Here is a 14,751-nt window from a genome sequence, read left to right as displayed (position 1 = left end):
CATGATCGACTACGAGATCCTCAAGCTCATCTGGTGGGGCCTGCTCGGCGTGCTGCTGCTGGGCTTCGCCATCATGGACGGCCACGACATGGGCGTGGGTGCGCTGCTGCCCTTCGTCGGCAAGACGGATGAAGAGCGCCGGGTGATGATCAACACCGTCGGCCCGCACTGGGACGGCAACCAGGTGTGGTTCATCACCGCCGGCGGCGCCCTGTTCGCCGCCTGGCCGCTGGTGTATGCCACCGCCTTCTCCGGTTTCTACTGGGCCATGCTGGCGGTGCTGTGGGCGCTGTTCTTCCGCCCGGTGGGCTTCGACTACCGCAGCAAGCTGCCCAACCCGGCCTGGCGTGGCGCCTGGGACTGGGGCATCTTCATCGGCAGCGCGGTGCCGGCGCTGGTGTTCGGCGTGGCCTTCGGCAACGTGCTGCAGGGCGTGCCCTTCCACTTCGACGACACCATGCGCGCCTACTACACCGGCAGTTTCTGGGCGCTGTTCAACCCCTTCGCCCTGGTGGCGGGCGTGGTCAGCCTGGCGATGCTGGTGGCGCACGGCGCCAACTTCCTGGTGCTGCGCACGGTCGGCACGGTGCAGGGCCGGGCGCGCGCCGCATCCATGATCGCCACCGTGGTGATGATGGCCGCCTTCGCCATCGCCGGCCTGATGGTGGGAGAGCTGCCCGGCTATGTGATCACCTCGGTGATCGATCATGGCGCGGTGCTCAGCCCGCTGGACAAGACGGTGGTGATGCAGAAGGGCGCGCTGCTGGCCAACTACGCCGCCCAGCCGGCGCTGTGGGTGTTCCCGCTGCTGGGCTTCGCCGGCGGCGTGCTCAGCCTGCTGTTCGTTGCGCTGCGCCGCGGCGGCCTGGCCTTCGTCGCCACCGCCATCGCCGAACTGGGCATCATCTTCACCGCCGGTGCCTCGCTGTTCCCCTTCGTCATGCCCTCCAGCTCGGACCCGAGAAGCAGCCTGACGCTGTGGGACTGCGTTTCCAGCCATCGCACGCTGGGCATCATGTTCTGGGTAGCGCTGGTGATGACGCCCGTCATCGTCGCCTACACCAGCTGGGCCTACCGGGTGATGCGCGGCAAGGTCACGGTGGAACACATCCAGGCCAACAGCCGCAGCGCGTACTGATCACGCCAAGCGGCACCGACTGACAGAATCCAAGGAGAAAATCATGTGGTATTTCAGCTGGATACTCGGCACCGCCATGGCCATCCTCTTCGCGGTGGTGAACGCCATGTGGCTGGAGTCGCAGGAAGAGCGCGACCGCAACGCCAGCGGCGACGCCTGAGCGGGCAAGCCTTGCCGGCGCCCGCGGGCGCCGGGGCGTGATGCATGGACAGCGGCAGCGACATGAGCGAAGCGGAACGCAGCGCCGACAGGCGCGGCCAGGACGCGGCCGCCCTGCGCTGGCTGCGCCTCCAGGCGCGCGGTGCCGGCGCCTGGGGTGCCGCGGCCGTGCTCGGCGGCGGCCTGCAGGTGCTGGCCGCCATCGCCCAGGCCGGCGTGCTCGCCTGGATGTTGCACATGCTGATCGTCGAAGGCGGCAATCCCTTCGCGCAGCCGGCGGCCTGGTGGGCGCTGCCCGCATGCCTGCTGGCGCGCGCGCTGACCGGCGTGCTGAAGGAAGAGGCAGGGCAGCGCGCTTCCGAACGCATACGCGGCAGGCTGCGCGAGGCCTTGCTGGATCGCCTGCATCATCTCGGCCCGGCCTGGCGCGAACGGCGCCAGGCCGGCGCCCTCGCCGACCTGCTGCTGGAGCAGGTGGAGGCGGTGGAGGGCTACTACGCCCGCTATCGCCCGCAACAATGGCTGGCGCTGCTCGCGCCGCTGTTCATCCTTGCCGCCGTGTTGCCGCAGAGCTGGGCCGCGGCCGGCATCCTCTTTCTTACCGCGCCGCTGATTCCGCTGTTCATGGTGCTGGTCGGCTGGGGCGCCCGCGCCCGCCAGACCCGCCAGTTGCTGGCCTTGCAGCGGATGAGCGGCCATTTCCTCGACTTGCTGCGCGGCCTGCCGACGCTGCGCCTGCTGGACGCCCATGAGCGCCAGGCGCAGGAAGTGGCGCGCATCGGCGAGGACTTCCGCCAGCGCACCATGAGCGTGCTGCGGCTGGCCTTCCTCTCCGGCACGGTGCTGGAGTTCTTCGCCTCGGTGGCCATCGCGCTCACCGCGGTCTATCTGGGTTTCAGCCTGCTGGGCTACCTGGATTTCGGTTTCTACGGCGCCGCGCCGGAGCTGCGGCTGGCCTTTTTCATCCTGCTGTTGGCGCCGGAGTTCTACCAGCCACTGCGCGATCTCGGCACCCATTACCACGCCCGCGCCGAAGCCCTGGCCGCCGCTGGCCAGTTGCAGGCCATGCTGGATGCGCCTTCGCCGCAGCCGGCCGGCGGCAAGCGGACGCTGCCGCCGGGCGCGCCCGCGCTGCGCCTGTCCGGCCTGATGTTCGCTCACCGCGAAGGCGAGCCGGTGCTGCAGGGCTGCGAACTGGAACTGGCGGCCGGCGAGGCGGTCGCCATCGTCGGCCCCAGCGGCGGCGGCAAGACCACGCTGCTGCGCCTGCTGCTTGGCCAGTTGCAGCCGCAGGCCGGCGAACTGGTGGCCAGCGACGTCCCCTTTACAGAGCTGGACCTGCAGCACTGGCGCGAACGCATAGGCTGGATGAGCCAGCATCCGCGCCTGCTCGCCGGCAGCCTGGCCGACAACCTGCGGCTGGCGCGGCAGGGCGCGGATGCGGCGGCCATGATCGAGGCGCTGCACTTCGCCGGCCTGGGCGACTGGCTGGCGACGCTGCCGCAGGGGCTGGACACCGTGCTGGGCGAGGGCGGCCGCCAGCTCTCCGGCGGCCAGCTGCGGCGGCTGGCGCTGGCGCGGGTGCGCCTGCGGCCGGCCGATCTGCTGCTGCTGGACGAGCCCACCGCCAGCCTGGACCACGACACTGAAGCGCTGGTGGTGGAGCGCCTGGCCGAACTGCGCCGCAACCGCACGGTGCTGTTGCTGAGCCACAGACGGGCGCCGCTGCGGCTGGCCGACCGGGTGCTGCGGCTGGATGGCGGCCGCCTGCAGCCGGCAAGCCCGGCTGAGTTCGAAGGGGAGGGCGGCTGATGGCCGGCTGGCGCGAACTCCGCCTGCTGCTGGGCTACGCCGGCCGCCTCGCCGGCGCCGGCCCGTGGCTGTTCGGCGCGCTCCTGCTTGCCTGCGCGACGCTGGCCGGCAGCCTGGGCTTGCTGGGCCTGTCCGGCTGGTTCCTGTCCGCCACCGCCATCGCCGGCCTGACGCCAGCCACCGCCCAGGCCTTCAACTTCTTCCTGCCCGGCGCCGGCGTGCGCTTCTTCGCCCTGCTGCGCACCGCCAGCCGCTGGGGCGAGCGGGTGGTGAGCCACGAGGCCACCTTCCGCCTGATCGCCGGGCTGCGGCTGTGGCTGTACCGGCGGCTGGCCCGGCTGTCGCCATCGCAGCTCGGCCGTCACCACGGCAGCGATCTGCTGAACGCGCTGGTGCGGGATGTGGACGCGTTGGACAACCTTTACCCCCGCCTGCTGCTGCCGCTGGCGGCGGCGCTGCTCGCCTTTGCCTTGCTGGCGCTGCTGTTCGGCCAGATGGCGCCGGTGCTGGCCTGGCTGCCGCTGGGGCTGATGGCCTTCGCGCTGTTCGTGCTGCCGCTGGCTGGCTGGCTGGCGGGTCGCAGGCCGGCCAGCGCGCTGGTGGCCGGTCGCGCCGGGCTGAGGCGGGAACTGCTGGATTGCGTGGACGGTCTGGAAGACCTCGCCCTGCACCAGCCGGCCTGGCAGGTGCGGCGGGCGGCGGCGCTCGCCAGCAGCCAGCACTGGCTGAGGCAGCAGCGCAGCCTGCAGCGGCGCGGCGCCTGGCTGCGCGCGGCCACCGTACTGCTCACCGGCATGGCGGCCTGGGCGGCATTGCTGCTGATCGCGCAAGGCGAAGGCCCGGCGGCCCCTGGTCCCTGGCTGGCGGCGGTGGTGCTGGTGCTGCTGGGCACGCACGAAGCCCTGCAGGCGCTGCCCGGCGCCTGCCTGGAATTGCCCGGTACCGCGGCGGCCGCGGCACGGCTGGAAGGGCTGGCTGGGCAGACGCCGCGTCCGGCCTTCGCCGAAGCCGGCGCACAGCCGGCGGACAACCGCCTGACGGTGAGCGGGCTGGCCTTCGCCTGGCCAGATCAGCCGCCGCTGTTCGACGGGCTGGTGCTGACGGTGGAGGAGGGCGAGCACATCGCGCTGCTGGGGCCCAGCGGCGGCGGTAAATCCACGCTGGTGCAGCTGCTGGCGGGGCTGGAAGAGGCGGATGCCGGCGAGATCCGGCTGGGCGGCGTCGAGCTGTCCGCGCTGGACGAATCCACGCTGCGCGCCCGCCTCAGTTGCGCCGGTCAGTTCCCCTGGGCGCAGGCTGCGACGCTGGCGGACAACCTGCGGCTGGCCGCACCGGATGCGGATGCCGAACGGATGATGGCGGTGCTGCGGCTGGTCGGGCTGGCGGACACCATCTCCACCTGGCGCGATGGCCTGGAAACCTGGGTGGAGGAGGGCGGCGCCAGCCTCTCCGGCGGCCAGCGCCGCCGCCTCGGCCTGGCGCGCGCCTTGCTGCGCGAGGCGCCCATCACCCTGCTGGACGAACCGACCGAGGGCCTGGACCCGGCCGCCGAAGCCGCGCTGATCGCCGCGGTACGTCAGCATCTGCGCGGCCGCACGCTGGTCTGGGTGACGCATCGCCCGGCCGGCCTCGCCGCCTTCGACCGCGTGCTGCGGCTGGAGCAGGGGCGCCTGGCCGAGTTGTCGCCGGCGGCTGTCCGGGCCCTGGACTAGGCGGTGCGCAGCGGCAGCAGCCGCCGCGTCTGCCACAGCATTGCCGCCATCAGCAGGCCGAAAGCCGCGCAGAAGCAGACCACCGCGACATCCAGGCCGACGCGGTCGGCGAGGAAGCCCACGCCCAGGATGGGAACGATGGTGCCGATATAGCCCACGGTGAAGAAGGAGGCGAGGATGCCGGAGCGCTCACCGCCGCCGGCGCTGGCATTGGCGATGTTCAGCGCCGCCATGAAGGCGAGGCCGTGGCCCAGGCCGCCGATCAGGTCGCTGGAAATGAACAGCGCCCCGGAGCGGTAATGCAGCGCCGCCGCCAGCAGCACCACACTGACCGCCAGCAGCGCCAGGCCGCCCCGCATGCTGGCCGGCGCGCTCAGCCTGCGGCCAAGCAACTGCGCGCTGGCCGAACAGAACAGGATGAGCGCGATGGCCGCGCCGCTCACTGCCGAGCCGTGCCAGGGCAGCAGGCCGGCGATGAAAGAGGGCGACAGCGAGGCGTAGAGGCTGAACAGGGCGAAGGCGGAGAAGGCGCCCATCGCCGCCAGTGCGAAGCGCGGCCGTGCCGCCACCGCTGGCAGCATGAAGCGCGGCTGCAGCGACAGCCGACCGCCGGCGCGCGGCCGCGTCTCCATCTTCAACAGCGCATGCAGCACCAGCGCCACCAGCACGATCACCAGCAGATAGGGGGTGACCAGCGGATGCGGCGCGAACTGGGCCAGCACGCCGGCGACCAGGGGGCCGAGGCCGAAGCCGAGGATGCTCACGGTGGAAGCCACCAGCGTCGCCCGTCGCGGCTGGCCGGCCGGCTCCAGTTCCACCAGCCCGGCGGTGGCCGAGGTGGTGATGAGGCCGGAGGCGACGCCGATGACGATGCGCCCGGCCAGCAGCCAGCCTGCATCCGGGGCGACGGCGGAGAGCGCGATGCCGATGAAGATGCCGGCCATCGCGGTGCGCAGCACCTTCACTGGACCGATGTGATCCGGCAGGCGGCCGAGGAACAGGAAGGCTGCCAGCACGCCACCCATGTAGGCGACGTAGATGATGGTGATCATGCTCGCCGACAACTGCCAGGCGGCCTGGTAGAGCGGATAGAGCGGGCTGGCGAGGGCGGTGCTCATGGTGCCGACGCACAGCGCGGAGGCCACCCACAGGAAGGGGCGCCAGGATAGTGGGGGAGTGGAGGACACGGGGCCTGCCGTTATCGCGCGCCGGGACAGGGAGGCCGGGCGCAGCTTGTTTTAAAATGACTGAGTGGTCATTCTAGATTCGCTCGTGGAGGAGACGCAATGGCAGTGAAACGAGGAGCCGGGCAGGCCGGGGCGGAGGACGCAACGCCAGCCGGGCAGGCGCCACAAGCCCGCCGCCCGCTGCGCCGTGGCCAGCGCGGCCCCAGCCCGGACAAGACCGCGCGCCGCCGCGACGGCATCGTGCGCGCCGCCATGGCTGCTTTCATGGAGCATGGCTTCGCCGATGCCACCATGGCGGATGTGGCGCAGCGCGCCGGCGTCGCCAAGGGCACGCCCTACCGCTATTTCCCCACCAAAGAGGCGCTGTTCGAGGGCGTGGTGCAGGAGGTGATCGGCAAGGCCCTGTTCGGCGCCGGAAAGGAAACCCGGCTCGCGGGCGAGAGGGTGGGCGCCTATCTGCGGCGCACGCTGCTGCCGGCCATGCGCGAAATCGAGCTTGCCGGCCGGGCTGCGGTAGCGCGGTTGGTGATCGCCGAGGGCGCGCGCTTTCCGGCGCTGGTCGAGGTCTATCGCCGCGAAGCCTACGAGCCCCTGCTGAGGCGCATCGAAGCCCTGGGGCGGGAGGCGGTGGCCGAGGGCGAATTGCGCAGCGACGCGCTGGTTCGCTTCCCCCACATCCTGGTCGGTCCCCTGTGGCTGGGCATGCTGCACAACGGCCTGTTCCGGCAGGCTGGCGTGCTGGACATCGGCGAGATGTTCGCCGCCGAGCTGGACCTGATCTTCGGCCCGCCGCCTGAATCACCTCCAACCCATGTCGGGTAAAACAGTCGCCGAGGCAGGCCGGATGCGACTTTCGGCTGGTGTCCCATATTTGCAAACAGGCGTTACGCTGCATTGCAAAACGGCGAGGGTTGAGCCTAGTCTTTCGGCCGATGCGCTCCGGCGCCGCCCCTCCCCGACGTCCATCCCCCGAATTGCCATGAAACCCGCTTTTGCTTATCGCAGCCTGCGGCTGCTGTCCCCATTCCTGCTGTTGTGCCTGACCGCGCCTGCGCTGGCCGACGAAGTGGTGCTCACCAACGGCGACCGCCTTACCGGCACCGTGCTCAACAAGACGCCCGAAGGCCTGGTGCTGCAGACCACCTACGCCGGCAAGGTCAAGATCGACTGGCGCATGGTGGAAACGCTGAAGACGGATGCGCCGGTCACGGTGTTGATGCGGCGCGACGAAGGCTCGCTGGAAACCAAGCTGGAGCCTTCCGAGCCCGGCACGGTGAAGCTCACCGAGGCGCCGGAAGTGCCGCCGCTGAAGCTGGACCGCATCGCCTATCTCAACCCCACTCCCAGCCAGTCGGGAGAAGGCACCGAGTACAAGGGCCGGCTCAATGTGGCGGGCAGCGCCAACAGCGGCAACAGCGATACCCGCCAGGTGATCGCCGAGGCCCAGCTGGAGGGTGTGGCCAAGGAGTCGCGCTTCATGACGAGGCTGCGCGGCGAGCAACGCAACGAGGGCGGCAACGACACCGCCAACAACTGGCTGGCTAGCGGCGACAAGGACTGGTTCATCGACAAGCGGCGCTTCGTCTATGGCCGTACCTCCTTCGAGCGCGACCATTTCCGCGACCTGCGCGGGCGCTACGCCCTGGGGGCCGGCTATGGCTTGCAGCTGGTGGAGACGGACGACACCAACCTGTCGGTCAAGGGTGGTCTGGATTACGTGCGCGAGCTGCGCTACGAGGACGAGAGCCAGGCCTATCCCGCCTTCGGTTGGGGCATACGTTACCGGCACTGGTTGATCGGCCGCTCGGCGGAGTTCTTCCATGAGCAGGACGGCTACATGAATACCGAGGACACCAAGGACGTCACCCTGCGCACCCGTACCGGCCTGCGGCTTCCCATCGTCGACCGCCTGAGTGCCCAGGTACAGGCGCTGCTGGACTGGGAAGGCAAACCGGCAGATGACCGCAAGGCCACTGATATCAGCCTGCAGGTGGGCCTGGGCTACGAGTGGTGAGCTTGCGCAGGCGGAAATGAAAAAGCCCGGCTGGACGCCGGGCTTTTCCGTTGGGCTGCAGGCCGCGTGAAACTGGCCGCTGCGGGGGCGTTACATGCCCTGGTAGATCGGCCCTTCACCGCCCTGGGGCACCACCCAGTTGATGTTCTGGGTCGGATCCTTGATGTCGCAGGTCTTGCAGTGCACGCAGTTCTGGGCGTTGATCTGCAGGCGGGGCGCGTTGTTCTCGCCGTCCCTCACAATCTCATATACGCCGGCGGGGCAATAGCGCTGCTCCGGGGCGTCGTACTTCGCCAGGTTCACCGCGATCGGCACCGCCGCATCCTTGAGCTGCAGGTGACAGGGCTGCTCTTCCTCATGGTTGGTGTTCGAGAGGAAGACCGAGGACAGGCGGTCGAAGGTCAGCACGCCGTCCGGCTTGGGATAGTCGATGCGGGCGCTTTCGGCCGCCGGCTTCAACGTGGTGTGGTCGGCGGTGTTGGACAGCGTCCAGGGCACCTTGCCGCCAAAGAGCTTCTGGTCGATGCCGAACAGCAGCGAGCCGAGCCACACGCCCTTCTTCATGTAGGGCTTGAAGTTGCGCGTCTTGTACAACTCGTCGTACAGCCAGGAGCTGCGGAAGGCGGCGGGGAAGGCGGTCAGCGCGTCGCGCTGGCGCTCGGCGCCCAGCGCCTCGAAGGCCGCTTCAGCAGCCAGCATGCCGGACTTGATCGCCGCATGGCTGCCCTTGATGCGGGCGGCGTTGAGGAAGCCGGCGTCGTCGCCGATCAGCGCGCCGCCAGGGAACACCAGCCGCGGCTGGCTCTGCAGGCCGCCGGCGGCGATGGCGCGCGCGCCGTAGGCCAGGCGCTTGCCGCCTTCCAGATACTTTCGGATATCCGGATGGGTCTTGTAGCGCTGGAATTCCTCGAAGGGCGACAGGAAGGGATTGCTGTAGTTGAGGCCGACCACGTAGCCGACCGCGACCAGGTTGTCTTCCAGGTGATAGACGAAGCCACCGCCATAGGTGTCGGCCGGTAGCGGCCAGCCAGCGGTGTGCACCACCAGGCCAGGGCGATGGCGCTCGGCGGGTACCTCCCACAACTCTTTCAGGCCGATGCCGTAGGTCTGCGGATCGACGCCGTCGCGCAGGGAGAATTTCGTCTCCAGCTGTTTGCCCAGATGGCCACGACAGCCTTCGGCGAACAGGGTGTACTTGGCGTGCAGCTCCATGCCCGGCTGGTAGTTGGGGCCTTGCTCGCCCTCGCGGGTGAGGCCCATGTCGCCGGTGGCCACGCCCTTCACCGCACCGTTCTCGTCGTAGAGGATCTCGGCGCCGGCGAAGCCGGGGTAGATCTCCACGCCCAGCGCCTCGGCCTGCTCGCCCAGCCACTTGGCGACGTTGCCCAGGCGGACGATGTAGTTGCCGTGATTGACGAAACAGTCCGGCAGCAGGTTGTTGGGCACCTGCCGGCCGCCGGTTTCATTGAGGAAGATGACCTTGTCCTCGGTGACGGCGGTGTTCAGCGGCGCGCCGCGCTCCTTCCAGTCGGGGAAGAGTTCGGTGAGCGCCCGCGGGTCCATCACCGCGCCGGAGAGAATATGGGCGCCGATCTCGGCCCCTTTCTCGATCAGGCACACCGAGATGTCCCGGTCCTTCTCCGCGGCCAGTTGCTTGAGCCGGATCGCCGAGGCTAGCCCCGCGGGGCCACCTCCGACGATCAGGACGTCAAACTCCATGGATTCGCGTTCCATTCTATTCTCCTAATATTTGCGCTCTTCGGCGTCTCTCGGCGGGGGCCAGCAGGGGAAGCGACCGTCCCCTGGGCTGCGCGCGCGGGCTTCCGCTCGGCGGATTTGACATACGGTACCGTATGTTACAGTAGGTCGCACAAACAAACCAACAGAGGATAAAGGCCGTGGAGACCGACCGCAAATATCTGTTTACCACTCGGATTCCGGTGCGCTGGGGAGACATGGATTTCTATGGCCATGTAAACAACACCGTCTATTTCCGCTTCTTCGAGCAGGCACGGGTCGAGTGGATAGAAGGCGAGGGCTTCCGCGTCGGCCCGGACGTGCCCACCGGGGCGGTGATCATCAATGCCGATTGCACTTTCCTGCTGCCGGTGAACTACCCCGCCACCGTGCTGGTGAAGATGTACGCCGGCCAGCCCGGCCGCAGCAGCGTGATGACCTGGTACGAACTCTATGTGGAAGGCGACGAGCGCCTGTACGCCACCGGCTCGTCCAAAGTGGTGTGGATGGATACCCGCACTGGCAAATCCGTGCCCTTGCCGGATACACTGCGCGCGAGGTTTTATTAAGCATTAACAAATAAATTAGACAATAAGGAGGAGACCCCCATGAGCACCGCCGCAGAGCGGCCCCTGTGGACGCCGTCCCGGGAGCGCATACAACAGGCCACCCTCACCGCCTTCCGGCTGGAAGCGGAGAAACGCTGGCAGATCGATCTGCTGGACTATGCGGCGCTGTACGCCTGGTCCGTCGCCAGACCGGAACAGTTCTGGGTGAGCGTGTGGGAGGACGGCGGTGTCATTGGCGAACGCGGCGAGGTGGCGCTGGAAGATGGCCACCGCATGCCGGGTGCGCGCTGGTTTCCCCAGGCGCGCCTGAACTTCGCCCAGAACCTGCTGCGCTCGCGGGACGCCGGCGATGCACTGGTGTTCTGGGGAGAGGACAGGGTCAAGGACAGGCTCAGCCACGGTGAGCTTTACCGTCGGGTAGCGCGCTTCGCTGCCGCGCTGCGGGAGCAGGGCGTAGGCAAGGGCGACCGCGTTGCCGCCTACATGCCCAACATGCCGGAAACGGTGATCGCGATGCTGGCGGCGGCCAGCCTGGGCGCCATCTTCACCTCGGCCTCGCCGGACTTCGGCGTGCAGGGCGTGCTGGACCGCTTCGGCCAGACCGAGCCCAAGGTGCTGCTGGCCTGCGACGGCTATCACTACAACGGCAAGGTGGTGGACTGCCTGGGCAAGTTGGCGGAGATCGTGCCGCAACTGCCGTCGCTGCGGCGGGTGGTGGTGGTGCCTTACGTGCAGGCAAAGCACGCCTTGCAGGGCATTCCGCATGCACTGTGGCTGGCGGACTTCGTCGCGCCTCATCAGAGCGTGACCGAGATTGCCTTCGAGCCGCTGCCTTTCGATCACCCGCTTTACATCATGTATTCCTCCGGCACCACCGGCGTGCCGAAATGCATCGTCCATTGCGCCGGCGGCGCGCTGCTGCAGCACCTGAAGGAGCACCGCCTGCACAGCGACGTGAAGCCCGGTGACCGGGTGTTCTATTTCACCACCTGCGGCTGGATGATGTGGAACTGGCTGGTTTCCGGCCTGGCCGCAGGCGCCACGCTGATGCTCTATGACGGCTCGCCCTTCGCCGCCGGCAACCGGATCCTGTTCGACTACGCCGACGCTGAAGGGATGACCCACTTCGGCACCTCGGCGAAGTTCATCGACGCCGCCGCCAAGTTCGGCCTCAAGCCGCGAGAGACGCACCGCCTGGATACGCTGCGGGCGCTGATGAGCACCGGCAGCCCGCTGGTGCCCGAGGGTTTCGACTACGTGTATCGCGACATCAAGTCCGATATCCAACTCTCCTCCATCTCCGGCGGTACTGACATCCTGTCCTGCTTCGTACTCGGCAATCCGGTGCTGCCGGTGTGGCGTGGCGAAATCCAGTGCCGCGGCCTGGGCCTGGCGGTGGACGTGTGGGACGACGAAGGCCGCCCTGTGCGGGAAGAGAAGGGCGAGTTGGTGTGCACGCAGCCCTTTCCGGCGATGCCGGTCGGTTTCTGGAAGGACGACGACGGCAGCAAGTACCGCGCGGCCTACTTCGAACGCTTCGAAGGCGTCTGGTGCCACGGCGACTTCTGCGAGATCACCGCGCATGACGGCCTGATCATCTACGGCCGCTCGGACGCGACGTTGAATCCTGGCGGGGTGCGCATAGGCACCGCCGAGATCTACCGCCAGGTGGAGAAGCTGCATGAGGTGGTCGAGGCCATCGTCATCGGCCAGGACTGGCCGCCGCAGCAACCCAGCGACGTACGGGTAGTGTTGTTCGTGAAGCTGCGCGAGGGCCTGGCACTGGACGAAGCGCTGGCCGACCGCATCAAGCGCACCATCCGCGACAACACCACGCCGCGGCATGTGCCGGCCAAGGTGCTGCAGGTAGCGGACATTCCGCGCACCAAGAGCGGCAAGATCGTGGAACTGGCGGTGCGCAACGTAGTGCACGAACGCCCGGTGAAGAACCAGGAAGCGCTGGCCAACCCGGAGGCGCTTGCCTTTTTCCAGGGCCGCCCCGAGCTGCAGGACTGACATTCAGCGTGCGCGCAGGACGGAGGCGCTCAGCCCCGCCTGCGACCGCACCGGAGACCGAGCATGCTGATGAAGCACGAAAACTCGACCCTGCTGGTGATAGATGTGCAACAGAAGCTGGCGCCGGTGCTGGAAGGCAGCACCCAGTTGGTGGCCAACTGCGTGTGGCTCGCCGAAGTGGCCGCCCGGGTGGGCGTGCCGGTGGTGGTCACCGAGCATTTCCCCGACAAACTGGGTCCGACCCTGCCAGAGGTGAAGGCGGCGACCGCCGGTGCCCCTTGCCTGTCCAAGACGCATTTCTCCGCGGCGGGCGAGAGCGTGCTGCGTGGCACCGAGATAGAACGCCGGCGGCAGGTGGTGGTATGCGGCGCCGAGGCTCATGTCTGCGTGTTGCAAACGGTGCTGGAGCTGCGCTGGGCGGGCAAGGAGGTGTTCGTCGTCGCCGAGGCCACCGGCTCGCGCCGCAGCGCCGACCGCGAGTTGGCTTTCGCCCGCATGCGCGCCCATGGCATCGACATCGTGTCGCGCGAAATGGTGGCCTTCGAGTGGCTGCAGCGCGGCGGCACCGAACTGTTCCGCGCAGTCAGCCGCGATTTCATCCGCTGAGGCGGCTTGCGGGGCGCCTGCGGACGGCAGGCGCGGAAACTGTGCGTACTGGTTCCGGCAGGCCGCCGGTTTTCGGACGCGGGAGGGCGCAGCGGGGAGGGGCCGGCTTCCGGGCGTAGCGGCACTTCGGTTATCATCGCGCTTTCCCGCAGCACAATTCCCATGACCAAATACGTCTTCGTTACCGGCGGTGTCGTGTCCTCTTTGGGCAAAGGCATCGCGGCGGCCTCGCTCGGGGCCATCCTGGAGTCCCGCGGCATCAAGGTGACTCACCTCAAGCTGGACCCCTACATCAACGTCGATCCGGGCACCATGAGCCCGTTCCAGCACGGCGAAGTCTTCGTTACCGAAGATGGCGCCGAGACCGACCTGGACCTTGGCCACTACGAGCGCTTCACCAGCGCCAAGATGAGCAAGCGCAACAACTTCACCACCGGCCAGATCTACGAGGCGGTGATCAAGAAGGAAAGGCGCGGCGAGTATCTCGGCAAGACGGTGCAGGTTATCCCGCACATTACCGACGAGATCAAGACCTACGTGAAGCGCGGCGCCGAAGGCGCGGACGTCGCCATCGTCGAAGTGGGCGGCACGGTGGGCGACATCGAGTCCCTGCCTTTCCTGGAAGCCATCCGCCAGATGGGCATCGAGGAAGGCCGCAACGGCACCTGCTTCATCCACCTCACCCTGCTGCCCTACATCCCGACCGCGGGGGAGCTGAAGACCAAGCCGACGCAGCACTCGGTGAAGGAACTGCGCGAGATCGGCATCCAGCCGGACATCCTGCTGTGCCGTGCCGACCGCAACATTCCGGCCGACGAGCGCCGCAAGATCGCGCTGTTCTGCAACGTGATGCCGGAAGCGGTAATCGAGTGCCTGGACGCGGACTCCATCTACAAGATACCCGGCCAGTTGCACGACCAGATGCTGGACGAGATCGTCTGCCACAAGCTGGGCATCCTCGCCCGCGCTGCCGACCTGTCGGTGTGGGAGAACCTGATCCGCGCACTGGAAAACCCCAAGGCCTCGGTCGAGATCGCCTTCGTCGGCAAGTACGTGGATCTCACCGAATCCTACAAGTCGCTCATCGAGGCGCTGAACCACGCTGGGATGCACACCGAGAGCAAGGTGAACATCCACTACCTCGACTCCGAGGATATCGAGCGTGACGGCTGCGCGGTGCTGGCGAAGATGGACGCCATCCTGGTGCCCGGCGGCTTCGGCAAGCGCGGCACCGAGGGCAAGATCGCCGCCATCCGCTATGCCCGGGAGAACAAGGTTCCCTACCTGGGCATCTGTCTGGGCATGCAGCTGGCGGTGGTCGAGTTCGCGCGCGACGTCGCTGGCATGGAAGGCGCGCATTCCACCGAGTTCGAACCGGACTCGCCGAGCCCGGTCATCGGCCTCATCACCGAATGGCAGGATCGCAGTGGCAAGGTCGAAAAGCGCAGCGAGGATTCCGACCTCGGCGGCACCATGCGCCTGGGGGGGCAGGTCTGCCGCCTGGCAGAGGGTTCGCTCGCCCGCCAGATCTACGGCGCGCCGGAGATCATGGAACGCCATCGCCACCGCTACGAGGTGAACAACACCCTGCTCTCCAAGCTGGAAGAGAAGGGGCTGATCGTCTCCGGCCGCGCGCCGGGAACCGATCTGTGCGAGATGGTCGAGCTGCCTGCGGACGTCCATCCCTGGTTCGTCGGCTGCCAGTTCCACCCGGAATTCACCTCCAACCCGCGCAAGGGACACCCGCTTTTCACCGCTTACGTGCGTGCGGCGCTGGCGCGCAAGGGCTGAAGGAGCAAGC

12 protein-coding genes are annotated in these 14,751 nt (G+C 68.1%); 10 read left to right on the top strand and 2 right to left on the bottom strand.

Features of this window, described 5'->3' with window-relative positions; translation table 11 throughout:
* Nucleotide 1: 1 nt before the first annotated feature.
* From cydB to cydC, 4 genes are read left to right on the top strand one after another with little or no spacing between them, the layout of a single operon-like run.
* Nucleotides 2-1,138 carry a cytochrome d ubiquinol oxidase subunit II gene (gene cydB / locus GRF61_RS06185; RefSeq protein ID WP_211165768.1) on the top strand — a complete coding sequence of 379 codons (1,137 nt, stop codon included), beginning with the start codon at nt 2-4 and terminating at the stop codon, nt 1,136-1,138.
* 43 nt (nt 1,139-1,181) lie between these two features.
* Nucleotides 1,182-1,298 carry a cytochrome bd-I oxidase subunit CydX gene (cydX, locus tag GRF61_RS06180; RefSeq protein WP_169149811.1) on the top strand — a complete coding sequence of 39 codons (117 nt, stop codon included), beginning with the start codon at nt 1,182-1,184 and terminating at the stop codon, nt 1,296-1,298.
* 44 nt (nt 1,299-1,342) lie between these two features.
* The gene (gene cydD, locus GRF61_RS06175; RefSeq protein WP_169149810.1) at nt 1,343-3,109 is read left to right on the top strand and encodes a thiol reductant ABC exporter subunit CydD; all 1,767 of its coding nucleotides are present in this window, start codon (nt 1,343-1,345) and stop codon (nt 3,107-3,109) included.
* On the top strand, nt 3,109-4,821 hold the full coding sequence (gene cydC / locus GRF61_RS06170; RefSeq protein WP_169149809.1) for a thiol reductant ABC exporter subunit CydC: 1,713 nt from the start codon (nt 3,109-3,111) through the stop codon (nt 4,819-4,821). Before cydD ends, cydC begins: the two co-directional genes overlap by 1 nt.
* On the opposite strand, the gene GRF61_RS06165 is transcribed toward cydC, so the two are convergent.
* Nucleotides 4,818-6,008: an MFS transporter gene (locus GRF61_RS06165; protein ID WP_169149808.1), complete on the bottom strand. Its 1,191-nt coding sequence runs from the start codon at nt 6,006-6,008 to the stop codon at nt 4,818-4,820. The two genes, cydC and GRF61_RS06165, sit on opposite strands and share 4 nt — an antisense overlap.
* 99 nt (nt 6,009-6,107) lie before the next feature.
* Here GRF61_RS06165 and GRF61_RS06160 point away from each other — a divergent pair, with 99 nt between their 5' ends.
* Nucleotides 6,108-6,830 carry a TetR/AcrR family transcriptional regulator gene (locus tag GRF61_RS06160; RefSeq protein ID WP_169149807.1) on the top strand — a complete coding sequence of 241 codons (723 nt, stop codon included), beginning with the start codon at nt 6,108-6,110 and terminating at the stop codon, nt 6,828-6,830.
* A 157-nt stretch (nt 6,831-6,987) separates the two neighbouring features.
* The gene (locus GRF61_RS06155; protein WP_169149806.1) at nt 6,988-8,022 is read left to right on the top strand and encodes a DUF481 domain-containing protein; all 1,035 of its coding nucleotides are present in this window, start codon (nt 6,988-6,990) and stop codon (nt 8,020-8,022) included.
* Nucleotides 8,023-8,112: 90 nt separating this feature from the next.
* Here the strand turns inward: GRF61_RS06155 and GRF61_RS06150 are convergent, their stop codons facing one another.
* Nucleotides 8,113-9,756: an electron transfer flavoprotein-ubiquinone oxidoreductase gene (locus tag GRF61_RS06150; protein ID WP_169149805.1), complete on the bottom strand. Its 1,644-nt coding sequence runs from the start codon at nt 9,754-9,756 to the stop codon at nt 8,113-8,115.
* A 164-nt stretch (nt 9,757-9,920) separates the two neighbouring features.
* On the opposite strand from GRF61_RS06150, the gene GRF61_RS06145 reads away from it, so the two are divergent.
* The 4 genes from GRF61_RS06145 to GRF61_RS06130 all read left to right on the top strand — a co-directional run bounded on the left by GRF61_RS06145 (nt 9,921) and on the right by GRF61_RS06130 (nt 14,741).
* Nucleotides 9,921-10,328, top strand: coding sequence for a thioesterase family protein (locus GRF61_RS06145; protein ID WP_169149804.1), 408 nt, complete (start codon nt 9,921-9,923; stop codon nt 10,326-10,328).
* Between the two features lie 39 nt (nt 10,329-10,367).
* On the top strand, nt 10,368-12,344 hold the full coding sequence (locus tag GRF61_RS06140) for an acetoacetate--CoA ligase (RefSeq protein WP_169149803.1): 1,977 nt from the start codon (nt 10,368-10,370) through the stop codon (nt 12,342-12,344).
* A 63-nt stretch (nt 12,345-12,407) separates the two neighbouring features.
* Nucleotides 12,408-12,950: a hydrolase gene (locus GRF61_RS06135; RefSeq protein ID WP_169149802.1), complete on the top strand. Its 543-nt coding sequence runs from the start codon at nt 12,408-12,410 to the stop codon at nt 12,948-12,950.
* Nucleotides 12,951-13,112: 162 nt separating this feature from the next.
* Nucleotides 13,113-14,741 (top strand): CTP synthase, encoded by a 1,629-nt coding sequence (locus GRF61_RS06130; protein ID WP_169149801.1) that lies wholly within the window; start codon nt 13,113-13,115, stop codon nt 14,739-14,741.
* Nucleotides 14,742-14,751: the final 10 nt, after the last annotated feature.

Source organism: Azoarcus sp. TTM-91 (assembly GCF_012911025.1).
Taxonomy (GTDB): domain Bacteria; phylum Pseudomonadota; class Gammaproteobacteria; order Burkholderiales; family Rhodocyclaceae; genus Azoarcus.
This window is presented reverse-complemented; position numbering and strand designations above follow the sequence as displayed.